The sequence below is a fragment of the Hydrogenophaga bisanensis genome (assembly GCF_042665135.1).
Lineage (GTDB): Bacteria > Pseudomonadota > Gammaproteobacteria > Burkholderiales > Burkholderiaceae_C > Hydrogenophaga > Hydrogenophaga bisanensis.
Window position 1 is genome coordinate 1 of the sequence record NZ_JBHTBX010000021.1, and the last position, 26,017, is coordinate 26,017.

At 66.4% G+C, this 26,017-nt stretch carries 18 protein-coding genes and 3 pseudogenes; 11 read left to right on the forward strand and 10 right to left on the reverse strand.

What is annotated here, in order from left to right:
- The 7 genes from ACFQNJ_RS18720 to ACFQNJ_RS18750 form a co-directional block, all read right to left on the reverse strand.
- Positions 1-1,002, reverse strand: a 1,002-nt coding sequence (locus ACFQNJ_RS18720; protein WP_382260226.1) for an RNA-guided endonuclease InsQ/TnpB family protein, incomplete at its 3' end; no start/stop codon positions are given.
- A 9-nt stretch (positions 1,003-1,011) separates the two neighbouring features.
- A complete protein-coding gene (locus tag ACFQNJ_RS18725) occupies positions 1,012-1,335 on the reverse strand; it encodes a helix-turn-helix domain-containing protein (RefSeq protein WP_382260228.1) in 324 nt (107 codons plus the stop codon).
- A gap of 23 nt (positions 1,336-1,358) precedes the next feature.
- Complete coding sequence (locus tag ACFQNJ_RS18730; protein WP_382260230.1) at positions 1,359-1,562, reverse strand: SOS response-associated peptidase family protein; 204 nt, start codon at positions 1,560-1,562, stop codon at positions 1,359-1,361.
- Positions 1,563-1,584: 22 nt separating this feature from the next.
- Positions 1,585-2,202 (reverse strand): 5' nucleotidase, NT5C type, encoded by a 618-nt coding sequence (locus ACFQNJ_RS18735; RefSeq protein ID WP_020228492.1) that lies wholly within the window; start codon positions 2,200-2,202, stop codon positions 1,585-1,587.
- Between the two features lie 82 nt (positions 2,203-2,284).
- The gene (gene lspA / locus ACFQNJ_RS18740; RefSeq protein ID WP_382260233.1) at positions 2,285-2,785 is read right to left on the reverse strand and encodes a signal peptidase II; all 501 of its coding nucleotides are present in this window, start codon (positions 2,783-2,785) and stop codon (positions 2,285-2,287) included.
- Positions 2,786-2,898: 113 nt separating this feature from the next.
- The gene (locus ACFQNJ_RS18745; RefSeq protein WP_020228494.1) at positions 2,899-3,213 is read right to left on the reverse strand and encodes a DUF3703 domain-containing protein; all 315 of its coding nucleotides are present in this window, start codon (positions 3,211-3,213) and stop codon (positions 2,899-2,901) included.
- Positions 3,210-4,256, reverse strand: a complete 1,047-nt coding sequence (locus ACFQNJ_RS18750) for a cation transporter (RefSeq protein WP_056642836.1) — start codon at positions 4,254-4,256, stop codon at positions 3,210-3,212. The genes ACFQNJ_RS18745 and ACFQNJ_RS18750 overlap by 4 nt, the downstream gene beginning before the upstream one ends.
- 76 nt (positions 4,257-4,332) lie before the next feature.
- Between ACFQNJ_RS18750 and cadR the strand changes: the two genes are divergently transcribed.
- The 9 genes and pseudogenes from cadR to ACFQNJ_RS18795 all read left to right on the forward strand — a co-directional run.
- Positions 4,333-4,770: a Cd(II)/Pb(II)-responsive transcriptional regulator gene (gene cadR / locus ACFQNJ_RS18755; protein WP_020228496.1), complete on the forward strand. Its 438-nt coding sequence runs from the start codon at positions 4,333-4,335 to the stop codon at positions 4,768-4,770.
- On the forward strand, positions 4,742-5,449 hold the full coding sequence (locus ACFQNJ_RS18760) for an SOS response-associated peptidase (RefSeq protein ID WP_382260236.1): 708 nt from the start codon (positions 4,742-4,744) through the stop codon (positions 5,447-5,449). The genes cadR and ACFQNJ_RS18760 overlap by 29 nt, the downstream gene beginning before the upstream one ends.
- Before the next feature lie 372 nt (positions 5,450-5,821).
- Positions 5,822-6,640, forward strand: a pseudogene (locus ACFQNJ_RS18765) (PepSY domain-containing protein); the annotation flags it as partial.
- Positions 6,641-7,164: 524 nt separating this feature from the next.
- Positions 7,165-16,761 carry a DUF4347 domain-containing protein gene (locus ACFQNJ_RS18770; protein ID WP_382260238.1) on the forward strand — a complete coding sequence of 3,199 codons (9,597 nt, stop codon included), beginning with the start codon at positions 7,165-7,167 and terminating at the stop codon, positions 16,759-16,761.
- Between the two features lie 35 nt (positions 16,762-16,796).
- Positions 16,797-18,338, forward strand: coding sequence for a TolC family protein (locus tag ACFQNJ_RS18775; protein ID WP_382260240.1), 1,542 nt, complete (start codon positions 16,797-16,799; stop codon positions 18,336-18,338).
- Positions 18,339-18,354: 16 nt separating this feature from the next.
- On the forward strand, positions 18,355-19,203 hold the full coding sequence (locus ACFQNJ_RS18780; RefSeq protein WP_382260242.1) for an efflux RND transporter periplasmic adaptor subunit: 849 nt from the start codon (positions 18,355-18,357) through the stop codon (positions 19,201-19,203).
- Positions 19,204-19,298: 95 nt separating this feature from the next.
- A complete protein-coding gene (locus ACFQNJ_RS18785) occupies positions 19,299-20,642 on the forward strand; it encodes an efflux RND transporter periplasmic adaptor subunit (protein WP_382260244.1) in 1,344 nt (447 codons plus the stop codon).
- Complete coding sequence (locus ACFQNJ_RS18790) at positions 20,642-22,735, forward strand: site-2 protease family protein (protein WP_382260246.1); 2,094 nt, start codon at positions 20,642-20,644, stop codon at positions 22,733-22,735. The genes ACFQNJ_RS18785 and ACFQNJ_RS18790 overlap by 1 nt, the downstream gene beginning before the upstream one ends.
- A 208-nt stretch (positions 22,736-22,943) precedes the next feature.
- A pseudogene (locus ACFQNJ_RS18795) lies at positions 22,944-23,077 on the forward strand (IS3 family transposase); the annotation flags it as partial.
- Positions 23,078-23,133: 56 nt separating this feature from the next.
- On the opposite strand, the gene tnpC reads toward ACFQNJ_RS18795, so the two are convergent.
- Together tnpC and tnpB (ACFQNJ_RS18805) are read right to left on the reverse strand one after the other, a co-directional pair.
- Positions 23,134-24,717 (reverse strand): IS66 family transposase, encoded by a 1,584-nt coding sequence (tnpC, locus tag ACFQNJ_RS18800; protein ID WP_370630124.1) that lies wholly within the window; start codon positions 24,715-24,717, stop codon positions 23,134-23,136.
- Positions 24,718-24,783: 66 nt separating this feature from the next.
- Positions 24,784-24,957 carry an IS66 family insertion sequence element accessory protein TnpB gene (gene tnpB / locus ACFQNJ_RS18805; RefSeq protein ID WP_382260248.1) on the reverse strand — a complete coding sequence of 58 codons (174 nt, stop codon included), beginning with the start codon at positions 24,955-24,957 and terminating at the stop codon, positions 24,784-24,786.
- An 80-nt stretch (positions 24,958-25,037) separates the two neighbouring features.
- Here tnpB (ACFQNJ_RS18805) and tnpA point away from each other — a divergent pair, with 80 nt between their 5' ends.
- Positions 25,038-25,448 (forward strand): IS66-like element accessory protein TnpA, encoded by a 411-nt coding sequence (gene tnpA / locus ACFQNJ_RS18810; protein WP_225782472.1) that lies wholly within the window; start codon positions 25,038-25,040, stop codon positions 25,446-25,448.
- Entirely contained in the window at positions 25,445-25,777 is a 333-nt protein-coding gene (tnpB, locus tag ACFQNJ_RS18815) for an IS66 family insertion sequence element accessory protein TnpB (RefSeq protein ID WP_225782471.1), read from the forward strand. Before tnpA ends, tnpB (ACFQNJ_RS18815) begins: the two co-directional genes overlap by 4 nt.
- A gap of 114 nt (positions 25,778-25,891) precedes the next feature.
- On the opposite strand, the pseudogene ACFQNJ_RS18820 reads toward tnpB (ACFQNJ_RS18815), so the two are convergent.
- Positions 25,892-26,017: pseudogene (locus ACFQNJ_RS18820) on the reverse strand (IS3 family transposase); the annotation flags it as partial.

A 26,017-nucleotide genomic window follows, 5' to 3' on the forward strand; every position in this document is an offset into this window, starting at 1 on the left:
GCGGCTGGTGTAGGCCGGGTTGACCAGGATCACCTGGCCACCCCTGCATTGCACCTTGTACGAGATCTGCCGTGCGAACTCGCCCCACGCCGCATCGAGGATGCTGCGGTTGAGGGCGGCCTTCTGGGGCACGTTCTTCCCCGGCTGGTCGGCAGTGCCCCTGGCACTGGCCGACATGTTCTTCACGCGCAGATCCTCCAGGGCGATGACCGGGTGCCGCCCGGCAATCTCTGTCGTGAGCTTGTGCAGCCAGTCGCTGCGCTGGCGGGCGATGCGCCGGTGCAGGCGTCCCAGGCGCTCCACTGCCTTGCGGCGGTTGGCAGAGCCCTTCTTTTTACGCGAGACAGCGCGCTGGTACCGGCGGATGCGCACCTGCTGGCGCGCGAGCGCCTTCAGTGGCGCCACCACCACCCCCTCGGAGGTGGCGGCAAACGCCGCCACGCCCAGATCGATGCCCAGGGTGGGCGCAACATCCACCGCAGGTAGCGTCTCGCTCACGAGCACCTGGATGCTGGCGTACCAGTGGTTCCCCTCGCGGGTAAGGCTCACGTTTCGCAGGATGCCAGCCACCGACTGGCTCATGCGCATGCGCACCCAGCCGAGCTTGGGCAGATTGATCCGGCCGTTGGCCGCATCAAGGCAGAACTGCTTCGCATCGGGGAAGCGCACGCCGGGCTCCTGGCCGCGGCGCTTGAAGGAAGGAAAGCCGCCCGTCTTGGCGAAGAAGCGCTTGTACGCTTCGTCCAGGCGCTTGAGGGTCTGCTGCTGCGGGTGGATGGGGCCTTCGGCCAACCACCCTGTCTCGGCCGCGTTGCGCCAGGCGGTGAGCCACTTACACATCTCGCCGTACGCAGCATACTTCTCGCCGCGCGCGTGCCGCGCCCGCTGCTCGGCCAGCGCCTGGTTCCACACCCAGCGCAGGCCGCCGGCGATACGCCGCAGCTGCGCTTCGTGCGCAGGGCGCAGCCGGAGCTGGAAGCGGTAGGCTCGAACGCTGGACATACGTACAGGTTACAGGAGCAAACCGAAACACGCAAACGGATCCGAACGCGGGAACGGGTTCGACTGCAGGCTACCGCCTGCCGACGCTATCCTTCCCCGCCCTGAACGGCGGGGCTTGACGCGAACCGGGTCAAGCCCGGCAGCCTCAATTCTCCTGAGATACCCGGTGTTCGGCTCCGTTGCTCCCGACTCGTATCCAGCTTGGGTGAACCGTGTAATTTGAGCGAGGTTTGCAAGGGCTGCCTGACTCATGCCAGCGCGCTCCCGAGCCTCTTTGAGCCGGCTACCGGTGTCAGGATCAAGCAGAGTTTTCTTTGGATGCTGGGCGGCCATGGAGCGGATGGTACAGCGCCGACTTATCGGCGTCCGCGAAACGGATCCTCGCCGGCCTGTAGCTCGAATGCCGGGTACTGCCGCATGAAGTCCATCGACTTTCCCGTTGGCGCTCTCAGCCACTCGTCGTACTGATCTTCGGCCAGGATCACCACCATCCGCTTCTCGTCCTGCGGCTTGTGGAACTGGTTGAACAGGCCGTGCTCGTCGGCATTGATGGTCAGCATGGTTTCTCAACAGCAGTAACTGTTACCGGCACTTATCACCAGCGCGCTGCGACCACCAATTCGCAAACGCAAGAAGGTCGGCGTGATGCGAATCCGTGTGTACCAACAGGTCGCCCGCGTTGGGCGACCCGGTAATCCCACGCAAAATCAATGCGCGATGGATCGCGGCATCGACGCCCACGAAGTACGGCAAGTAGTCGTCGACGAAGGCGATCGGCTTTAGGGAGTTGAGCGTGTCGGCCTTAGGGCTCGCGGCCGTTGCCACGTTGTCGGTGGCGTGGACCAGGTGAATCGGGAATCCGTGCAGTCTCAGGTTGTGCTCGCGAGCTGCCCTGAATTCCGCAGGCAAGGCCGTGACGCATACCAGTTCGTAGCCCGCCGCGGCGAGCTTGTGGCACGCCTCAATCGCTCCTGGAACCGGCGGGATCGATGACCAGAACTCGTTGTCGAAGGCCCGCCGAAGCAGATCAAGCCTATCCCCTTCAACTCGCTCCACTTCCCATCTGTCGATGGGCCAGTAGGCGAGCGGATCGCGCTCGCCAGGGTACGTGCCGAACGCCTTCTGCCAAGCGCTGGCATAGGCCAAGCCGTAGTCCAGGAGGACTCCGTCAGCGTCAAGCGCGATGATTCCTTTGGTCATCAGGAAGTTTCGCACAGCAGAGCACGCCTGCACGCGCGGGTTGGGGGGCTCCCTTGTTGTCGGGACTGCTAAGCGGCAACAGTTACGTTTGCCTTCGAGAGGATGTGTTTGCCTCGCGGTGCCCCAGAACTGACGATGCAATGAGACCAACGGCGCCACCAACGATGGCCATGTCGGCGATGTTGAATGCCGGCCAGTGCCAGCCGTGCAGGTGGAAGTCCAGATAGTCAATCACGGACCCGCGCACAGCCCGGTCGAAGGCATTGCCCAGGGCGCCGCCCAGGATGAGGCTATAAGCCAAGCCCTCGAGGCTGCGCACCGGCTTGGCGAGCAGCCAAGCGAGCCAGGCCGACGCGCCCAGGGCGATGGCCAGGAAGAACCAGCGTTGCCATCCGCCGGTGCCGGCCAGGAAGCTGAAGGCCGCGCCGGGGTTCAGTACGTGGACCAGGCTGAAGAACGGTGCGACCTCGCGCGACCAGCCGAGCAGGGTGGTCAGATGAATCCAGGTCTTGGCAGTCTGGTCTGCGGCAAAGACTACAAGCGCAAGGCAATACCAGCGAGCTGGTCGGTTGACATACTTCATCGTTCTTGTTGGTTAGACCAGATCGCAGGGCCGTGGTTGGATTCAGCGCGTTGCCGCACCGTGCTCGGCCGTGAGTGCTATTGACGCGGACAGAATTTCAGCGAGTTCCGGTCTCACAGCATTGGCGCGAAGGCACTGACCGTGGCCCGGCCAGGGTTGCCAAGCGGCAGCCTGCCCGAGAGGTGGCCAAGCGGCACCAGCAGGATCCTAAACAGCTGGCCCGCGGCTTCCCGCACGTCACGCTCACGCGCGGCCAGGGCCAGCATGTACCAATGACTCCGCAGATGAAGCCAGAAGCGCTCTTGGCCAAGCACGTGCGCGGCCTCCAGGACCTTCCACCGGTCAGGTCCTCGGGATCTCGCCCGCTCCACGAGGTGAGCAAATGCTGCCCCGCGCTGCCGATCGTCTATGGCTGTCAGGTTCGTCATTTGAGACTCAGGATGCGCCGGGCACCGTTCAAGACGATCAGACCCACCACGGTGCCGATGACCAGATCAGGGTAGTTGGATCCGGTCATGGCCACCAGGAAGCCAGCCAGGATCACGCCCGCATTGGCGATCACGTCGTTGGCCGAGAAGATGTAGCTTGCCTTCATGTGCGCACCGGCATCCCGCTTCTTGGATATCAAGACCAGGCAGATGACGTTGGCGATCAGGGCCACCAGGCCCATCCCCATCATCAGGCCCGAGACAGGTTCGCTCCCGGCGATGAAGCGTCGAACGACCTCGCTGAGTGCCATGAGCGCAAGCGCCAGTTGCAACCAGCCCGCCGTGTGAGCCGCACGCGTCTTAAGGGCAGCTGCTCGGCCGACGGCAAACAGGGACAGCCCATACACCGCAGCGTCGGCGAACATGTCGAGCGAGTCGGCGATGAGCCCGGTCGATTGAGCGATGAAGCCCATCACGATCTCGATCACGAACATGGCCGCATTGATCGAGAGCAGTATCCATAGCAGCCTGGCCTCGGCCGCATTGTCAGGCGGGTCGATTTCATCGTCGTCACCCATGACCGCGTCCGATTCCAGCAGCTTGGCGCCCAGACCCAACGGCTCCAGGCGTTGCAGGACCTGCGCCACCGGAGCGCCATGCACTGCGGTCAGCTTGCGGTTGGCCAAGTCGAAGGACAGGGATTTCACCCCGGGAACGTCTTGCAGGGCCAACTTGATCATGTTCTCTTCCGATGGGCAATCCATCTTCGGGACATGGAAGGTGCTCTTGAAGCTGCCGGCGGCGCTATCGTCTACCGCGGCCGAATGCACCAGCTTCGCGCCCAAGCCCAGCGGTTCGAGACGCTGCAACACCTCGGCGACCGGCGCGCGATGCACGGCCACCAGCTTTCGGCCCGGCAGGTCGAAGGTGAGCGACTGCACGCCTTCGACGCTTTGCAAGGCCATCTTGATCATGTTCTCCTCGGACGGGCAATCCATCTTCGGAACGGCAAAGGTACTTTCGAATTTTGTGGTGGCGCTCATGGGTATTCCTCGGACTGCATAATTGGAAACCCTCTAGCAACTACAAAGTCAAGCCCGCTGCAAGGGCGGCTCATCCATGAAGATCGGCGACCTGGCCAAGGCCACCAATACGCTTCCCGAAACGGTCCGCTTCTACGAGCGCGAGGGACTGCTGCCGTCCCCCGCCCGGACCGAGGGGAACTACCGCAGCTACACGGCTGAGCACGCCCAGCGGCTCGCCTTCATTCGGCACTGCCGCAGCCTGGACATGACGCTGGCTGAGATCCGCACGCTGCTGCACTTCAAAGACGCTCCTTCCGAGAATTGCGGCGTCGTGGATGAGCTGATTGCAAGTCACATCGAGCAGGTCGTGGTCCGCATCCGGGAGCTGAAGGCGTTGGAAGCCGAATTGCGCTCACTGCACCGCAGCTGCTCGGTTGGCCGTGCCGCGGTCAACTGCGGCATCCTGGGTGGACTTGAGCGCGCGGCCAAGCAGAATTCAAAGAATGTGCGCTCGTTACCACTCGGTTCTTGACGCAGCGCGGCTGCGCGAATTCTTTCGAGCCATCCGCGACAGCGGCTTGGATGTTCTCGATCGAGATGTCTTTCCAGGACGCTTTGCGCCCATCGTGAGGCGCCCGCCCGAGCTCGAATCGGGCGACGAGGCGGTTCCTGAGCGCGAGGCCGTTGTCGCGCGGTTCGGCCTGATCCCTTTCTGGGCCACCGATATGCGCAAGGTGAAGCTGACGTACAACGCCCGCTCCGAAACAGTTGCCACCGCGAGGCCGTTCCAGGCCGCTTGGAAGAAGGCCCAGCACTGCATTGTCCCGGCTGAGGCCATCTACGAGCCAGACTGGCGCTCGAACGTGCACGTGCCCACACGTATCAGCGCGGCCGATGGCAGCCCCTTGGCGATCGCCGGGCTATGGAACACTTGGCATTCGCCTGCAGGAGAGCGCGTTCATACCTTCACGCTCATGACGGTCAACGCCGACTCCCATCCCGTCATGTGCAACTATCACCGCCCAGGCGAAGAGAAGCGTATGGTCGTCCTGCTGGACGAATCCCAGTACGACGCCTGGCTGGACGCGCCCGCCGAAGGCTCGATGGACTTCATGCAGGCTTGTCCGCCTGAGCGCCTGGCAGCCACCGGCGAGCCGGTCGAGCGAGCGCCGGCTAAGGCCGTTCCTCAAACAGCTTCCAGCCGGATCTAGTCCTCGAACTGCTGCTGCGCACGTTTTTGGACACCAGGCATCGTGACCTGGATGCAGGCCGGCGTTTGAGGTCCTGATCAAAACTCCAAGCAAATCAACGGTCTAGGTGTCGTGTGTCACTCAGTTTTGAACTTTTGGCACTGAGTTCTGAACTCAAACAGCGACAAAGCAGGATCTAACAGGCCGTTGAAAAAGTCCCGAGGACCGAAACACCATCAAAGCCTGACCTCCCAGAACGGCCTACAAGCGATTTTTCAGTTGTGGGCAAGGGGTAAGGCACCCCCGAAATCACGACCTTTCGACCTCAAGTCGACTTTTTCAACGGCCTGCTAAGTTATTGAATTCAATAGAGAATTCTTCTCAATAGGCATTGAAACCGGCCTGCCGCACGACCGGGCCGGCATCCCGGCGCCGCTGGCCTTGGTCGACGCCAACGGCTACGTCAGCATCTACCGCGCCGGCACCGACCGCATCGCCCTGACCGGCGAGGGCATCCACTTCAAGGCCAGCACCGGCGAGGTGCTGCGCGAAGACCCGGCGCCGACCGTGGTGGCCAATATCAACGAGTTCCTCACCGGCCTGCATCTGCAGCACTTCCGCCACTGGCTGCTGCGCTGGCTGTACGTGTTGGGCGGCCTCATGGGCTGCGTGTGCATCGCCACCGGCTTCGTCTTCTTCGTCGAAAAGCGCAAGAAGCAGCATGCCAGGGCCGGCAGCCAGGGCAGCCGCATCGTGGACGCGCTGGCCGTCACCACCGTCACCGGCATGCTGGTGGCCACCATGGGCATCCTGATCGCCAACCGGCTGCTGCCCACGGCCATGCCCGAGGGTTGGCCCGGCCGCGGCGACATGGAGGAATACATCTTCTGGGCCTGCTGGGTGCTGGCCATGGCGCACGCCTTCTGGCGCAGCGCGCCGGTCGCGCAGGGCCGCCTCAACCCGGCCTGGCGCGAACAGTGCTGGGCCGTGGCCGCCATGGCCGTGACGGCCGTGCTGCTCAACTGGGTCACCACCGGCGACCACCTGCTCAAGACCCTGGGCGAGCTGTACTGGCCGGTGGCCGGCGTCGACCTGTCGCTGCTGGTGACGGTCAGCCTGGCCGTGTGGGCGGCGCGCAAGCTCAAGCTGCGCGAAACCGGCGTGCAGGCCCGGCCCACCCGGGCAGCCGAAGCCGAAGTCGCACACGCCTGAAGCGCAGCCGATCCATCCAGGGGTAGCGCCTGCGCTCCTCGCTACCCCTTCTCTTCCCTCCCTTCACCCGCCATTCCCGCCAGCGCCGCGAAGGCGCGCTGCTGCGCGGGATATCGGCATTTTCCTTCTGCGCCGGCACCGTGGCGGGTCGCTTGTCGGCGCCGGCGTTCCGATTGCGTCACGCTGTCGTGAAATGGCGCACGTTACTTAAAAAAAAAGTTATCCCGATGAGTGCACTCGTCGGGATTGGTGCTTTTGGGTACCAATACGGAAAGTCCGCGAATATCGCGTACATACCCTGATAAAGAATCGTTTGTCCTGGGGGATCGACCGTTCATACCATGACCTCTGCTATGTGTACATCTAATGTGCTATCGCACGATGATATGTGTTGTGTCTTTTGAATTGCAAATTAGGCATTCGGATATAAGTACCAAATCGCTTGCTGTTCAGTAAAATCAGCAGGTTGATTGGTAATCTCGTTTATGTTTTTGTCACTTCTGAACACAAAGGGAACGGTCGCCGTGCAAAAGAACAAGCTGAAATTCCGCCCCGCCAGCCGCGCAATTGCCCTGGAACCTCGTTTGCTGTTCGACGGCGCAGGCGCCGTGGCCGTGGTGGATGCCCAGGCCGATCAGCCTGCGGAGCCGACACCGGCTCCTGCACCTGCCGCCGAAGCACCGGCACCGGCGCCTGCGGCGGCACCCGAGCCGGCCGCGGCCGCCGAATCCCCGGCCAGCACTGGCAGCGGCGATGGCGGCGCCAGCGCCGATGCCGATGCCGACGACAATGCGGCCAGCCCTGCGGCCACCGCCCAGGGCACGGGCGATGACGAAAGCGACGACGGCAGCGATGAGGGGGCAAGCACCGCCGATGAGGCCGATGCCACCGACGTCGTGAGCGCCGACGGCGAGGCGGAAGCAGACACGAGTGCAGACGGCGAAGCGGACGCGAACACCGACACCACCGATGATGCCGCCACATCGGCCGCTGTCGACGAAGCCGGCGACGGCGACGACACCGACCCGGCGGCCATCGACGCCCCCGAAGAAGCGCTTGCGACCCTCGTGGTGGTGGACGCCCGCGTGGCCGAGCAAGAGGGCTTCACCCTCGACGTGCCCGCCAACGTCACCGTGCGCGTGGTCCAGAACGACGAATCCGGCCTGGACGCCATCGGCAGCGAACTGGCCAGCAACGCCGGCCGACAGTACGGCACCATCCACATCATCAGCCACGGCACGCCCGGCAGCCTGTCCCTGGGCAACGAGGTGATCGCGGGCGGCAGCCTGACCGAGGCCCAGCGCGAAAAGCTGCTGGGCTGGGCGCTGTACCTCACCGACGAGGCCGACATCCTGCTTTACGGCTGCGACGTGGCCGCCGACAGCGAAGGCGAGGCCTTTATCACCGAGCTGGCGCACCTGACCGGTGCCGACATCGCCGCCTCGACCGACGCCACCGGCGCGGCCGATAAGGGCGGCGACTGGCACCTGGAGCTGTCCACCGGCGCCATCGAGGCGACGGCGCTCTCGGTGGCGGGTTTCAACAGCCTGCTGACGGCGGCCCCCACGGTGACGATCACAGGGCTGCCGACCGCTGGCGAAGTGCTCATCGGCGAGGACTTCACCTTCTCGCTGAACTTCTCGAACCCGGGCACGGCGCCGAACCCCGACGGCTTCGGCCCCTACATCGATCTCTTCCTGCCCTTGGGGGCCGATGGCGACGACGGCGTCACCATTGCTCCCAGTGGTGCCATCACCTACCTGGGCACCTCGGTCAACTACCAGATCGTCACCCTCGATGCCGCTGGCACGGGCAGCCATCCCTACTTCCGCGATACCGCGAACCAACCCGGAGTGATCAGCGGCCAGCCCAACCAGAGGGTCGTCGTCATCGAACTGCCCTTCAGCAGCTACACCAGCGGCCAACCTGCCGCCGAGCTGGTGGTGAACGCCTCGCTGTCCAGCCTGGCCGACCACGGCACGGGCCTGGACATCGCCGCCAGGGCCGGTTTCCGCTACGGTCATACGCCCACGGCCGACTACGCGACCGACCCCAGCGTGGATGGCGCCCTGGCCACGGCCAGTATCACCCCGGTGCTGGTGGAGTACACACACACCTTCGACGGCTCGGAAGGCGAGACTGCCACCGGCCCGAATTTCCCGCGCGAGATGACCACCACCATCACGGTGGCGCCGGGCCAGGAACTGACCGACTACGTCTTCACCGTCGATGTGCCGGGCAACATCGTCGTGACGGGCATCAACGGCGTGCCGCTGGGCACCCCCGTCACGGGCGGCCAGTTGACACGCCCTATGGGCAGCGTCAGCGGCACCCAGACGGTCACCATCCAGTACTACGTGCCCGACGTGGACGCGGCCTCTGCCGATGTGCTCGATCCGACCTCGGGCGCGCCGGGCACGGTGCAGTTCCAGGTGTCGGGCACCGGCGATTGGGATCCGCTGGATACACGCGACGGCGAGGAAACGGTCGCCTACGACCCGGCCACCGTCGAGTTCGAGCATACGATTCGCTCGCTCGCGGTACAAAAGGATGTCCAGAACGTCACGCCCGGAGGCCAGAACAGCCCTGGCCAGACGCTGGAGTACACCATCAACTTCCAGGTGTCCGACTACTTCCGCTTCGACGACGTCGTCATCACGGATGTCATCGACGATGGGCATACACCCACGGGCACGCCGACCTTGACCCTGACGCACCAAGGCACGCCGGTGGTCGTCTCCCTGGCCGGCTACTTCACCGATGTCACCGATCCGTCCACCCACAACATCACCCGGACCTTCGATATTTCCGAAGCCTTGAGAAACGCGGGACTGTCTGGTGATCTGGCGCAGGGCATCCTGACGGGTGGAAAGTTCAATGGAACGGATCTAGGCGGGACGTTCGGGAGCATTACCTATAGGGCCACCATTGACGACACCTTCGATTCACCTGTCGGGGGCGGCGATGAGCAGATCAACCACGGCGACCACCTGGCCACCACAGCGGTGATCACCGGTACGGTGGTCCAGTCGAATGGCGACCAGGGCGACGAGGTACAGGACAACACCGCCACCGACGTCGAGATCGCCAGCGGTGGCCTGACGCTGGAGATCGTGGGCATCAATGGTGCCGCGAGCGGTGGCAGCGCCGGCATCCGGCCGGGCGACACCGTCACCTACGAGTTGACCTACGACCTGGGCACGGGCGACTTCGAACACCTCAAACTCGACGCCTTTCTGCCCAAGCCTGTGTTCGATGTGGGCGACCCGGATGCCGATGGCACTTCCAGCGGGTGGACCCATGGGTCTGTAGGGACATCCGCCACCTATCCGGGGCCGGGGGAATGGGTGCTGATCAATGGGGCTGGCAATATCATCGATATCGACCCGTCCGCCAATCTCTCGGTCGCTGCGGGAGCGAATGGCCTGAGCTTCAATCTGGGCAGCCGCGAGGACAGCAACAACCTGCCCACCCAGGTGGTGATCCGGTTCACCGTCCGGGTGAACGACTCACCGTTCGCCGACGGCCTGTACTTCACGACGCAGGCCCAGGCCTCGGAGAACAACACCCCGGGCGAATCGACGACCCACCAGGACATCATCCAGATCCAGCTCAACGAGCCGCACCTGGAGATCCGGCACGGTGTGGTGTCGCACATCGATATGGAAGGGGACAACACGCTGGCCGGTACCACTGGCGTCTGGGCACAGCCGGGAGACACAGGCAGCGCCTTCTCCGGCACGATCACCGACATCAGCGGCATCGACGGCAACATCACTGGCATTGATGCGGGCGACCGCGTGCGTTTCGGCGTGGGTGTCATCAACACCGGTGGCCATGGCGCGTACGACATCCGCACCAGCGCCATCACGCCTCCGGCCGGTTTCACCTTTACCAACGCCGCCGGCGCCCCGGTGGCCGACCTGGCCAGCGCCAACCTACAGGTCCGGCTGGGCGATGGCACGCTGCTGGTGGCCGGCACGCACTACACGGTCTCGGCCGCAGGCGTCATCGAGCTGATCGACGTGACGGGCAACCCCGCGTTGGCGGCCGGCCGTGCCGGGGACACGGTCGCCACCCATGGCAGGAACGTCCTCGTCATCACCTACGACGCAGTGGCCGTGGACACCATAGCGGCCGGCCTGGACACGACTTCCACCGTGTCCGTGGCGGACTACTCCAACCGCGACGGCGGCGTGGCCGCTGGCGACGACTTCCTGCCCGGCACCAACGTGATCTCCGACGACGCCACGGCGGCAGCGAAGGCGCCGGAGGTCCGCATCGTGTTCCAGGATGGCGGCATTTCGCCCGACGACTCCAGCGCCTCGCACACCACGGACGCCAACATGGTCATCGGCGAGTCGATGGTCTACGACATCGTGGTGACGCTGCCCGAAGGCACGACGCATGACCTGAAGGTCGATGCGCTGGTGCCGCCGGGCATGAGGCTGGACACCAGCTACAAAGGCGTGGGCTACGAGATCATCACGACGGGATTCGCGGGCGGCGCCATCACCGTAGGCAGTGTCTCGGGCCTGGGCGGTGGCGTGGGCGAGGATCCGCGCTTCAGCTTCGGCAACGTCACCACCACGGGTAACAACGCCACGGGCGACAACAGCTTCGTCATCCGCGTCCGCGCGATCGTGGCCAACACCGTCGACAACCAGGGTGGCACCACGCGCGACATGGCCACCGGGCTGGTCTATGACGACGGCGGCGCCGACACCAACACCGTGGTCGCCGGCACCGGCCAGCCGACCATCACCGTCGTCGAGCCGCAACTGACGGTCACCAAGACGGTAGATACCGACCTGGCGACAGCCGGCGATCAAAACACGCCCATCGATGCCGGTGACACGGTGCGATACACCACGGTGATCGCCCACGCACCCGGCAGCGTCGACGCGTTCGATCTGAAGTTCAGCGATACCTTTCCCGCAGTGGTAACCCCCGAGACGGGTACTACTTTTACCGTCCAGCACTCAACGCTGGGCGACGTTTCCGATCGTTTCCAATGGGTTGGTAATCAGCTGAGAATTCAGGACGGGGCCAACCTTGATCTGGAGGCTGGCGGGACCATCACGATCACAGTGACTGCTGCCACCAATGCCACAGTGGCGTCGGTGACGTCTTTCGACAGCCAGGCCGAGGTGCGCTGGAGCAGTATCGACAGCAACACCAATGCTGATGGCGAGCGCGATGCCGATGAGCGGGATGGCCGCGATGGCGAAGGCACGGCCACCACACCGTTGAACAATTACGTGGACAGCGACGGTGCGCCAGTCAATGTGGCAGGTGAGTACCGCCTCAGCCGCATCGGTGGCCTGGAAGACACGGCGGCCCCCTTGGATACCCGGTTAGACGAACAGAGCGTGGCTGTGGGCGAGATCGTGCGCTTCCGTCTGGTAATGCGTGTGCCTGAGGGCACCATCCCCGACCTGAGCATCCGGCCCAACATGCCTGATGGCTACGAGCTGCTGGACACGGGCGCCACCTGGGCGCTGGTGGGTAGCTCCACTGGCAGTTTTGGGTCGGCCACCAACGTGGAGACCGATATCCTCCTCGCGGGCAATATCGAGAACTCTCTCAACAGCGGCAATACCCCTGGTGCCGGCGGACGCCCTGGCACGTCCATCAGCCCCACGGGCGGCGTGTTCGTGCTGGGTGACATCGAGAACCTCGACCGCGATGCCGATGGCGAGTACCTGATCCTCGAATTCAACGCGGTGGTGAGCAACGTGGCCGGCAACACGGCCGGGACGGACCTCGTGACCACCGTCACCGTGCGCAGCGGCGCCACCGTGCTGGGCGAAAGCAACGGCACCACCGACAACGTGGTCGAACCGCAGATCAGCGCGATCACCAAGGATGTGGTGGATACCGCGCAGGGCGCGCAGGGCGCTACGTCCACCATCACGGTGCGCAATGCGTTCAACACCGGCAGCACGGATGCGGCGCCTGCTTATGACGTGGTGCTACAGGACGACTTTCCGAGCGGAGAAAGCGGCTCCTATGTGTTTGACCGCCTGGTGGTGGGCGGCACCACTTATACCTCGGCCGACACGGCTGCAGCCGCTGCAGCCGGCATTTCCTGGACGGTGAGCGCCACCGGCGTTAGCGTCAGTTTCGACAGGCTTGACCCCGCGACAAGCGTCGAGTTGCGCTACACGGTTGATGTACCCACCAACGCGGAGCAGACGGCCACGGCGCCGACCAATGCCACGGTGACCTGGAGCAGCCTGCCGGACGGTGCTGGCACCATCTCGAGCACGGGCTTCGCGGGCTCGACGGTCGGCACGGATGCCACGGACGGCGGCGAGCGCAACGGCAGCGGCACCGGCCCCAACACCTACACCCGCAGCGACCCGGCCGGCTACGGCACGATCAGCGGCGTGCTCTGGGACGACACCAACGACCGCGACGGCGCTATTGATACGGGAGAAACCCGCCTCGACGGCCAGACCGTGGAGCTGCGCTGGGCCGGAGCGGACGGCTTCTTCGGCAACGGTGACGACCGCGTGCTGACCACCACCACGAACGCGAACGGCGAGTACAGTTTCGGCGCCTTGCCTGGAGCCGGGCTGGTGTCGGGCAACTACCGCATCATCGCGCCGAGCTCGGTCTCATTGACCATTCCAGTTGGTGGGACCATACCGGATGACACGGACACCTTGTCGCCGCGCTGGGACGCCGATGCCGGCACGCTGGGCACCATCGAGGTGACATTGGGTGAAGGCACCACCTCGGTCAACCGCAACGTGGGCTATCTGCAGGTCAACGACGCGCCGGTGGTCACCATCACCAACGGCTCGGTCACTTTCGTCGAGGGCGTGGACCGCACCGGCGCCGATCCGCTCGGCGAAGACCGCGACGTGCTGGGTGCACCGGTGAACCTGGGCCAGGTGACCATCACGGACCCCGAACTGCACCGCGACCCCGGCCAGCTGGACGACTTCAACGGCACCACGCTGACCGTCGGCCGCAGCGACGGGGCCGGCGGCTTCGCCCCCGATGCCGAAGACGTGCTGGGCTTCAACAGCTCGGTCACAGTGACGGGCGGCGCCATCGCCGTGGGCGGCACTACCGTGGGCAGCGTCAGCAACGTGGGCGGGCAACTGGTGATCACCTTCAACGGCGATGCCGACGCCGACGCGGTCAACACCGTGGCCAGCGCCATCACCTACGCCAACCGCTCCGATACGCCACTGGCCAATGTCACGCTGCGCTTCCGCTTCGATGATGCGAACGACAACAGCAAGCAGGGCAGCGGCGGGGCGCTCACGGGGGATGCCACCATCGTCGTCAACATCACGGCGCAGAACGATCCGCCGGATGCCACGAACAACGCCAACAGCGTGACCGAGTCTGACGGCCAGCCTACTCCCGGCGCCAGCGTCTCGGGCAACCTGCGCAACGACAACAACGGCGACGGCGTGGACAGTGACCCGGAAACGGCGCAGCCAGTCCTGGTGATCACGCAGATCAAACCCACGGGGGATCCGTCTGCAACCGGGATTCCCTCAGGAGGGGTGACCGTGAATGGTCAGTACGGCCAGCTCACCATCCACCCTGATGGCAGCTACACCTATGTTCTCAACGAGAACCACCCCACGGTCAACAGCCTGGGCAATGGCGACTCGCTGCAAGACGTGTTCGACTACACGCTGGCCGACGAAGACGGCCTGACCGACACCGCCCAGTTGACCATCACCATCAACGGCCGCACGGACGGCGCCGGCACGCCGCCGAGCATCGTGCCCGAGGACGAGAACGGCACGAACGATCCGGGCGCCCCCGAGACGGCAGGCCAGAACACGGTGTACGAAGCGGGGCTGACCTCGCCGACCGACGACAGCGAGATCACCACCGGCGATATCGTGGTGAACGCCCCCGATGGCATCAGGTCGGTGACGATCGAAGGGACGACCCTCACGTACGCCGCACTGCAGGACATCAGCGATGGCGCCACGCCGCCGGTGAGCATCGACACGGGCGAAGGCACGCTGGTCATCACGGGTATCCGCGATGTGCAGGGGCCGACCGGCGCGCCCACGCAACTGGTGATCGAGTACGAGTACACGCTCAAGGACCCGGTGACCCACGCCGGCTCCTACACCGACGACATTTCCCTGAGCGTGAGGGACAACAAGCCCACGCCGCAGACGGCCAATGGCACGCTGACCATTGCCATCATCAACGACGTGCCCACCGCCGTCGACGACACCAACAGCGTGACCGAAGGCAACACGGTGACGGGTGGCGTGCTGGGCAACGACAACTCGGGCGCCGACGGCTGGACGGGCGGCGGGAACGCGGTGGTCGGTGTGGTGGCCGGCGACAACGGCGGCACGCCCACGTCGGGCGGCACAGGCACGGTCATCGTCGGCACCCATGGCAGGCTCACGCTCAACCCCGACGGCAGCTACACCTATGTGGCCAACCCGGGCATCACCGTGCCGAACCCGGTGGACGTGTTCACCTACACGGTGCGCGATGCCGACGGCGACGAAACCACGGCCACGCTGACCATCGACCTCAACAACATCCCGGACCCGGTCGCTTCGTTGCCGCCGCAGGTGGGTGTGGACGGCGATGGCGGCATCAACATCCCCACCTCCGGCGGATTTGTCGACATCGACGGCGACCCGCTCACCTACGAGGCCACCGACCTGCCGCCGGGCCTGACGATCGACCCGAACACGGGCGTGATCACCGGCACGCTGGACAACAGCGCCTCGCAGGGCGGCAACACGGGTACGCCAGGCGTGTATGAGGTGACGGTGACGGTGACCGATCCGCACGGCCAGACCGCCTCGCAGACCTTTACCTACACGGTGACCAACCCGCCTCCGGTGGCGCATGACGACACCCGCACCACGCGCGAGGACACGCCGGTGAGCGGCAACGTGATCGGGGGCGGCGGCCGGGGCGACGTGCCCGATGGCGATCCCGATGGCGACGACCTCACGGTGACGGAGATCGTCGTCAACGGCCGCACCTACACCTTCGGGCAGGGCACGCCGTCGCACACCATCACCTTGAACGAGGGCCGGCTGGTGTTCAGGGAGGACGGCAGCTACACCTTCACGCCCAAGCCCGACTGGCACGGCCGCGTGCCGCCGGTGACCTACACCATCAGTGATGGCGAGGGCGGCACGGCCACGGCGGTGCTGCGCATCACCGTCACGCCGGTGCCCGACATCGTGCCCGACACCTCCACCACCGAGCGCGACACGCCGGCGCGCATACCGGTGCTGGACAACGACGATTTCGAGGGCAGGAACCCCAGGGTCACGGGCACGACGCCGCCGGGCAATGGCACGGTGACGATCAACCCCGACGGCAGCATCACCTACACGCCGAACCCGGGTTTCACGGGCACCGATACCTTCACCTACACCGTGACCAGCGGCGGGGTGACAGAAACCACGACGGTGACGGTGCAGGTGCTGCCGGGCAAGCCCCTGGGGCCGGAGGGCCTGCCGCCCGACCGGCCGGGTGTGTCCGGGCCCGGCCTGCGGCCGGGGCCGTACTTCCCCGATGCGTGGGGCCACGGCCTGCCGCGGGTGGACATCCCCTTCGAGCCGATCACCTACGTGCACGACGCGGTGGTGGCGTCGCAGGCCGAGCGCGCGCTCGGCAGCGATGCGCGCGCCAGCAGCCGCATCGACCTGGCGCGGCCGTACGACAGCGGCGTGCGTGTGCCGGGCATGGACCTGGGCATGGACCCGGCGCTGTTCGTGCAGCACGCGGTGCGCGGCTCGCAGAGCCTGGCCGACTTCATGAACAGCCTGGTGCAGGGCCGCCTGAGCCGGGTGTCGCTGGGCGCCGACCACGACCTGGCCACGCCCGAGCTGCACCAGCCCGATGCCGGCCGCCTGGTGCACCAGCCGGCGGGTCAGGGCGAGGGCCGGGGTTCGGGTGACGCGGCCAAGCCGGCGCCCGAGCAGAAGACGTCGTCGTTGGATGCCGCTGCCATGCCGGCTGCGGTGGCCCTGGCGCCGGCCGAGGCCGAGGCGGGCGAGGAGGCGGTGGTCCAGGCCTTGCGCATGGCGCCGTCTTTCGCCGATCAGCTGAGGGGAGGGGCGGCACGCCTGCCCATGTCCGTCGTTCGTGTTTGAACTTGTCTGAACAGAAACCAGAAACCAGAAACATCATGCAAAAGTCAATCAAGCTCCGTTCCGCCAAAAAGTTTTCCACCGGCCCGCGCCTGCTGGCGCTGTCGGCCGCCCTGTTCCTGGCCGGCTGCGGCTCTCTCGCACCGGTGCCCTTCAAGGCGGAGGACATTCAGGAGCGCGCCGCGCAGGACCGGGTGCAGATGTACGCCGACCAGGAGCCGATCGCGGCGCCGCTGACCTTTCACGAGGCGGCCGCGCGCGCGCTCAAGTACAACCTGGACTACCGCCTCAAGCTGATGGAAAGCGCGCTCTCGCGCAGCCTGCACGACGTGTCCTCGCACGAGATGCTGCCGCGCCTGGTGGCCGGCGCCGGCTACGTGTACCGCAACAACGACTCGGGCGGCAGCTCCATCGGCATCATCGACCGCGAGGAATCGCTGCGCCCGTCCACCTCGCAAGAGCGCGAGCGCACGCTGGCCAACCTGAACTTCTCGTGGAACGCGCTGGACTTCGGCGTCTCGTACTACCGCGCGCAGCAAAAGGCCGACCAGGTGCTGATGGCCGAGGAGCGCCGCCGCAAGGTGGTGCAGAACGTGCTGCAGGACGTGCGCAACAGCTACTGGCGCGCCCTGGGGGCGCAAAAGCTCATCGGCCGCGTGGACAGCCTGCTGGCGCGCGTGAACACGGCGCTGGCCAATGCCAAGGAAGTCGAGGCCAAGGGCCTGATGCCCCGCGCCCAGGTGCTGTCGTACCAGCGCGCGCTGCTCGACGCGGTCAGCCTGCTGACCCTGCGCCGCCAGGATCTTGAACTGGCCCGCGCCGAGCTCAAAGCCCTGATGTCGGTGGCGCCGGGCACCACCATCACCCTGGCCGACGAGAAGGAATTCGCGCTGCCCGCGGTGCCGGGCAACATCGAGGCGCTGGAGCGCATGGCGATGGAAAAGCGCCCCGAGATCATGGAGGAGTGGTACCGCAAGCGCGTGACCGAGAACGACATCAAGGCCGCCAAGGCCATGCTGTGGCCCAACATCAGCATCGATCTCGGCCCGCAGTACGACTCCAACCGTTTCAACTACAACAGCTCGTGGGTGGACGCGGGTGTGCGCGTGTCGTGGAACATCCTGCGCCTGGCGCAGCTGCCCGCGCTCAAGCGCGCGCACGAGCACCAGAACAAGACCGACGACATGCGCCGCATGGCGCTGTCGATGGCGGTGCTGACCCAGGTGCGCGTGGGCGTGCAGCGCTACGGCCTGTCGCTGGCCGAGCTGAAGTTCGCCGAGGAAAGCCTGCGCGTCGACCAGAGCCTGTTCGACTACGCCAAGGCCGCCTCGCAAAGCCGCTTCGACTCGGAGCTGGAGGTGATCCGCTCCGAGGCGCGCGCGCTGCTGGCCGAGTACCAGCGCTATGCCGCCTATTCGAACGCGCAGGCCGCCTGGGGCCGCGTGTACAACTCGGTGGGCCTGGACGTGCTGCCCGAGACCATCGACGGCCACGACGTCAAGACCCTGGCTGCCGCGCTGGAAAACACCATGTCGCAGTGGCAGGGCCAGGTGTTCACCACCGTAGCCGCCAAGAAGTGAGCCGATAATCCGTCCCATGAATGCCTGTTCGACGTTCTCGCTTCGCCTGTTGCCAGCCCTGGGGCTGACGGTTGCCTTGGCGGCGTCTGCCCTCGCGCAGTCGCCCGTGCCCCCGGCCGGGGCCAGGCCCGCCCCGGCGGCGGCCGCGCCAGCGCCAGCGCCGGCACCCACCGCCCCCGTGGCGGCGCCGGTGGCCGATGACCCCAACGCGATCCGCGTCCTGCTCAGCCCGGACGTGGAGACCACGTTGGTGGCGCAGATGGTGGGGCGGATCTCGCAGTTGCAGACGCAGCTCGGCGCCCGTGTGTCCAAGGGGCGCGCGGTGGTGGGGTTCGACTGCAGCGAGGCGCAGGCGCGATTGAAGATGGCCCAGGCCGAAAACGCTTCGGCGCAGGAAACGCTGTCGGTCAAGCAGAACCTGCGCCAGCTCAATGCCGCGGGCGATACCGAAGTGACCCTGGCCTCGGCCGAGGTGGACAAGACGAATGCCGCCATCGCGGTCTCGCGCACCCAACTGGCCAACTGCACCGTGGTGGCGCCGTTCACCGGCCGCATCGTCAAGGTGCATGTCAAGCCTTTCCAGGGCGTGAACGTGGGCACGCCGCTGGTCGAGATGGTGAGCGACGGGCCGCTGAAGATCCGGCTCAACGTGCCCTCGCGCTGGTTGCGCCAGCTCAAGGAAGGCACGCCCTTCCACGTGTCCATCAACGAGACGGGGCGCGAGTACCCGGCCAAGGTCACGGCCATCAACGCCCGTGTGGATTCGGTGGCCCAGACCATCGAGCTCGAAGCGCGCATGGACAAGGCCTACCCCGAATTGCTGGCGGGCATGAGCGGCGTGGCCCGCTTCGACCTGAAGCCCTAGGATGAAGCCTCTCCCACTCCCACGCTCATCGCTTCGCGTATCGCTGCCCCCAGAGGGGGTGCGTCAGTGCCTTCGGGCGGCCGGGCGGCACTGACATGCCGCTGCCACCCGCCCTCTCGGCGTTGGCCGAAGGCCTTGAAGCGCGCGCCCGCGCGGCCGAGAGCGTGGCCGAGCTGGGTATCAGCATGGCCAACGACAGCTTTGCCGGGGTGCCGTTCCGCCAGGCGCTGGTGTTCGATGCGCAGGACCGCCTGCTGACGGTGTCCGGCCTGGCCAAGCCGACCGAGGACAGCCCCTACCTGCTGTGGCTGCGCCGCGCCTGGCCCTGGGTGCGCGAGCAGGCCGCGGCGGCCAAGGGCTGGCTGGCCCCGACCGACGAGATGCTGCGTGCGGCCCCCGAGGGGGTGGCCGAAGGCTGGCGCGAATGGTGGCCCGCCGGGGCCTGCGTGCTGCCGCTGGCGCGCCGTGGCGGCGAGCCGCTGGGCTGTGTCTGCTTCCTGCTGGACCAGCCCCCGGCCGAGCCGGTGGCGGCGCTGCTGGCGCGCGTGGCCCCCACCTGGGCCTATTGCTGGGAGATGATGGCGGGCAAGCCGCGCGCCGGCTGGCGCGGGCGCTGGCGCCGCCTGGGCAGGCTCAGGCAGCGCCTGATCATCGCCGCGCTGGTGCTGCTGCTGTTCGTGCCGGTGCGCCAGACCGCGCTGGCGCCGGCCGAGGTGGTGCCGGTGGACGCCATGGAGATCGCCGCCGCGATCGATGGCGTGGTCAAGACGATCCACGTGCGCCCGAACCAGGCCGTCAAGGCCGGTGACCCGCTGTTCTCGCTGGACGACACCACGCTGCGCAACCGGCTGGAGGTGGCGCGGCAGTCGGTGGCGGTGGCCGACGCCGAACTGGCGGCGGCCAGCCAACTGGCTTTCAACGACAGCCGCAGCAAGGCCGAGCTGGCCATCCTGACCGGCCGGGCGCAGGAGCGCCGCGCCGAGCTGGCGGCCGTGCAGGCGCAACTGGCGCGCGTCGACGTGACCGCGCCCTACGACGGTGTGGCCGTGTTCGCCGACCCTGACCAATGGCAGGGGCGGACGGTGGCCACGGGCGAGCGCATCATGCTGCTGGCCAACCCGGACAAGCCGGGCGTGCTGATCCACCTGCCCGTGGCCGATGCGATCACGCTGGACGAGGGCGCGCCGGTCAAGCTGTTCCTGACCGTCAAGCCGCTGTCGCCGCTGTCGGGGCAGGTCACCGAAACCAGTTACCAGGCGCTGCTCTCGCCCGAGGGCGTGGCCAGTTACCGCCTGCGCGCCGAACTCGGCGAAACCGACCGGGCGCAGGCGCGGCTGGGCCTGCGCGGCACGGCCAAGCTGTATGGCGACCGGGTGGTGCTGGGCTACTACCTGTTCCGGCGCCCGCTGGCCACCCTGCGGGAGTGGAGCGGCCTGTGATGCAGCCGCCGTCGGCCGCGACGCAGGCCCTGCGCCAGGACCTGCGCCTGTTCGAGTCCGGGCCGGGCCAGGACGGCGCGCCGGCCTGGGCCATCCAGGACCCGGTGCTCAACCGCTTCTACCGCATCGGCTGGCTCGAATACGAGTGCCTGCTGCGCTGGCCGGGCGACCCGGCGAAGATCGCCGCCGACATCGCCGCCAGCACGCCGCTGGCCGTCGACGCCGAGCAGGTGGACGAGTTCGCACGCTTCCTCGACCAGCACCAGTTGCTGGTGCCCTCGGGGGCGGGCGTGCAGCGCATGGTGCAAAAGGCCCGCGAGCCCGGCTGGCGCCACTGGCGCTGGTGGCTGCATCACTACCTGTTCATCCGCGTTCCGCTGATCCGCCCCGAGCGCTGGCTGGCGCGGCTGGCGCGCTGGCTCGACCCGCTGTTCTCGGCGCCGGCGCTGGTGGCGCTGGTGCTGGCGAGCCTGCTGGGCATCGTGCTGGTGGCGCGCCAGTGGGACAGCTTCACCCACAGCGTGATGGACATCCTGACGCCCGGGGGCATCGTCGGCTTCGTGATCGCGCTGGTGGTGTCCAAGACGCTGCACGAACTGGGCCACGCGCTGGTGGCCACGCGCCTGGGCGTGCGCGTGGCGCACATGGGGGTGGCCTTCCTGGTCATGTGGCCGATGCTCTACACCGACACCGGCGAATCGTGGCGCCTGCGCTCGCACCGCCAGCGGCTGGCCATCTCGGTGGCCGGCGTCAGCGTGGAAATGGGCCTGGCCGGCCTGGCCACGCTGGCCTGGGCCTTGCTGGACGACGGCGCGCTGCGGCAGGCGGCGCTGTACCTGGCGACCACGGGCTGGGTGCTGTCGCTGGCGCTCAACGCCAGCCCGTTCATGCGCTTCGACGGCTACTTCATCCTGTCGGACCTGCTCGACTTCCCGAACCTGCACGAGCGCGCCGGGGCGCACGCGCGCACCTGGCTGCGGCGGACGCTGCTGGGCCTGTCCGATCCCTATCCGGAAGCCTTGCCGGCACGGACCCGGCGCGCGCTGGTGGCGTTCGCGCTGGTGACCTGGCTGTACCGGGCGGTGGTGTTCCTGGGCATCGCCTGGGCGGTGTATGCGTTCTTTTTCAAGGTGCTGGGCATCTTTCTCATGCTGGTGGAGCTGGCCTGGTTCCTGGCCAAGCCGGTGTGGTCGGAGGTGCAGGTCTGGCGCCAGCGATGGCAGGAGGTCAAAACTGTGCGGCGATGGTGGTTGTGGGGCGCGTTGCTGGCGCTGTTCGGGTTGCTGGCGTTTCCCTGGCGCTTCGACGTGCACGCCAGCGGCGTGGCGCACGTGCAGCGCCAGCAGTTCGTGTTCGCGCCGTTCCCGGCCCGGTTGGTCGAGCTGCATCCGCCGGGGCCGGTGGCGGCGGGCACGGTGCTGGTTCGCTTCGAGTCGCCCGACCTGGCCGCGCGCGAGCAGGGCGCGCAGGTGTCGATGGATGCGCTGGAGCGGCGCCTGGCCGGCCTGATGGAGGCCAGCGGCGGCATCGAGCAGGCCATGGCCACGGCGCAGCGCCTGCAAGAGCAGATGGCCGAGCTGCGGGCGGCGCGCGAGGAGATGGCGCGCCTGCATATCCAGGCCGAGTTCGACGGGCAATGGGTCGACGTGAACCGCCTGTTGCGCCCGGGTGGCTGGCTGGGCGTGAAGGAGCCCGTGGGCGTGCTGGCCGATCCGTCGGGCTGGGTGGTGGATGCCTATGTCGAGCAGCGCATGGTCGCGCGCATCGAGCCCGGCGCCCGGGCCCGTTTCCTGCCCGAGGGCGGCCTGCGCACGGTGGGGGCCGAGGTGCTGTCGGTGGACTCCACGCGCGCGCAGCGCCTGGCCCACCCGATGCTGGACAGCCGCCATGGCGGTGATTTCACGACCTTGCCCGGCGGCGAGGGCGCGGTGCCGGGCGAGGCCCTGTACCGCGTCCGCCTGCGCCTGGACGAAGCGCCCGGCCACCCGCGCGAGCAGCGGGGGCAGGTGCGCATCGAGGGCGGTGCCCGCAGCCTGGCGTGGGAGGGCGCCAAGGGCGTGCTGGCGGTGCTGGTGCGGGAGAGCGGCTTCTGATCATGTCGAATTTGTCAGCAGGTGACTGACAAAAGTGGCAGATTTCGTGGGGCGCGCCGGCCAGATGCCGCATCGATGATGCGTAACTGATTGGTGGGCAAGGTTTTTTCATGCCGATGGGGCTTGGCATGAAACTTGGAAAGGAAGAGGGGGACGACAGGAAAAACACACATGACACCCCCGATCCCGACCCTGAAGGCAGCGCCTCACGACCAGCGAGGGCCAGCTGGTCAAGGACTTGGAACGCGAGGTCAAGGAACTGCGTCGGGCCAATGAGATATTTAAGCTGGCCAGCGGGTTTTTCGCCCAGGCGGAGATCGACCGCCGGCTCAAGTCCTGAAGGACGTATCCGTCCGGCAAAGTCATCTTGACCGCCTGCACGATGCCGTCGTCGCCCCTCAGATGGCCGGCGACCAACGATGCGGTAGCAGTTCTTCGATACGGCTGGCCGGATGGGTTGGCAAGCGCTCAAGCACGTCCTTGAGGTACGCGTAAGGCTCGTGCCCATTGATGCGTGCTGAGTGCAGCAGACTCATGATGGCCGCAGCCCGTTTGCCTGCACGCAGGCTACCGGCGAACAGCCAGTTCGCTCGTCCGAGGGCAATCGGCCTGATGTGGTTCTCCACCCAGTTGTTGGAGATCGGTACGTCAGCGTCATCGACGAAACGGGTGAGCTCTCTCCAGCGCTTGAGGCTGTAGTCGATGGCCTTCATCGTCGCCGATCCAGGCGGCACCAGTTGCCGTTGAGCCAGCAGCCAACGATGGAAGACAGCCAGTACCCGCCGTGACTTGCGCTGGCGTATCCGTCGTCGCTCATCGCTGGGCAGTTCCTCGATCTCGCGCTCGATCCTGAACAGGCTCTGGTGATAAAGCAGTGCCTTGCGGCCCACCTCGCTACCGTGGTTGGCCCACAGATCGTTGAACTTTCGCCTGGCGTGCGCCATGCACTGCGCCGAGGTCACGCCCTTGGTCGTGGTGGCGGTGTAGCCGCTGAAGCCATCGGTTACCAACGTGCCCTGCCACGCGCGGGGCGTGTCCAGCTTGAGAAACTCGCGCACGTTCTCGCCGCTGCGCGTCTCGCAGAACTCGAACACCACGGCCTTCGTCGGGTTGGCGCTGGTCGTGCAGTACGACCAGATGTAGGCCCTGTGTGTCTTGCCGTCGCTCAGGTGCTTGGGCTTGAGCATCGCCACCGGCGTCTCGTCGGCGTGCAGCACCACATGGCGGCGCAGTTCGTCGGCCAGCGCCTGCACCAGTGGCTGCAGTTGTGCGCCGCACTCGCCCACCCACTGCGCCAGGGTCGAGCGTGCGATCAAGTGGCCGGCGCGCTCGAAGATATGTTCCTGCCGGTACAGCGGAAGGTGGTCCATGAACTTGGCCACCAGCAGGTGTGCCAGCAAACCAGCCGTCGGGATCCCCTTGTCGATGACGTGCGGCGGGACTGGCGCCTGCACCAACTTCTGGCAGCAGCGGCATGCCCACTTGCCGCGCACATGGCGCTCCACAGTAAACACGCCCGGTTGGTAGTCCAGCTTCTCGGCCACGTCCTGGCCGATGCGCTGCATGGGTTGGCCACAGCCGCAGCGGGTGTCGGCCGGCTCGTGCGCTACATCCCGGCGCGGCAGGTTTGGCGGCAGCGGGGCACGCTTGGGTGCCTTCTTCTCGGCCTTGTCCTTGCCCTGGCCACGCTCGTGATCGAGCTCCCGGTCGAGTTCGGCCAGATCAGTCTCCAGCGTCTCCTCCAGCAGGCTCTTCTGCTCGGGTGCCAGGGTGCTGGCAAAACGCTCGCTGGTCGCCGCGAACTTCAGCCGCTTGAGAACCGCCATCTCGTGCGTGAGCTTGTCGATCAGGGCCTGCTTGAACGCAGCTTCTTGCTCGCGCTGCGCGATCAGGGCATCCTTGGCGCGGATCTGCTCGAGCAGCGACAGCATCACCTGCCGCGTCTGCGGATCCAGGGCGTGCAGTTGCTGTGCGCTGATCATGGGTGACTATCGTGCCGCGCTCCAGCGTTGCACGCATCGGTACATCCGGCAATTGCCAGTGACCGATCAAATCACCCGGATGATCCCTGCATCGCCCAGCCGTTGCCACGGCAAGCCCAACACCAACGCGTCAAACTGCGTGCGAGATAGCGGTAGTGTGCTGACCACATCGTTGGCCCAGGCGAATTTGCCGATGTTCAGGCGCCGTGCTGCCAGCCACACCCCGATGCCGTCGTGCACCGTATCCGTCCGGCAAAGTCATCTTGAGCCCGAGCGGGATACCAAGGATGCTCGTGTCCGCGTAACTTCATTGCGGACACATGAACACTTTGGGAATCGAGTTGCCAAGCAGGCGGACACGGCGGCGGCATGCGCCGGAGTTCAGGGAAAGAGTGGTGCAGGCATGCCGTCAGCCTGGCGTGTCGATTGCGGCCGTCGCGCTGGCCAACGGCCTGAACGCGAACATGGTTCGCAAGTGGGTGATTGAAGCCGAGGCGCGCACAGGCACGCCGCCGGTGTCAAAGACAGACATCCCCGCCGCTTGCAGTGACATGCCAGCGGCGCGCGTGCCACTGCACTTCTTGCCCTTGGCCGTGCCCGCACCGCTGGCGTCAGCGCCTGCCGATGAGATCCGTATCGAGCTGCAGCACGGCACCACCGCGATCAAGGTGTCTTGGCCGACAGCGGCTGCTGCCGAGTGTGCAGCCTGGCTGCGAGAGTTGCTTCGATGATCCGCGTGGACGCCTGGTGGCTGGCGGTACAACCGCTGGACATGCGCGTGGGCACCGAGGCCGCACTGGCTCGCGTGGTGCAGGTCTTTGGTCAGGCGCACCCACACCATGCCTACCTGTTCGCCAACCGGCGAGCCAATCGCATGAAGGTGCTGGTGCACGACGGCATCGGGGTGTGGCTGGCAGCACGGCGCCTGAACATCGGCAAATTCGCCTGGGCCAACGATGTGGTCAGCACACTACCGCTATCTCGCACGCAGTTTGACGCGTTGGTGCTGGGCTTGCCGTGGCAACGGCTGGGCGATGCAGGGATCATCCGGGTGATTTGATCGGTCACTGGCAATTGCCGGATGTACCGATGCGTGCAACGCTGGAGCGCGGCACGATAGCCACCCATGATCAGCGCACAGCAACTGCACGCCCTGGATCCGCAGACGCGGCAGGTAGGCGCTGGCGCTCATGCCGATGATCCGCAGTGAACGGCGTTCGCTCAGTCCGCAGCCGATCATGTGGCGCACCAGCTCGCGCCGGGCGGGTGCGCTCACCACTTTTTTCTCAAGGCTTCTTTC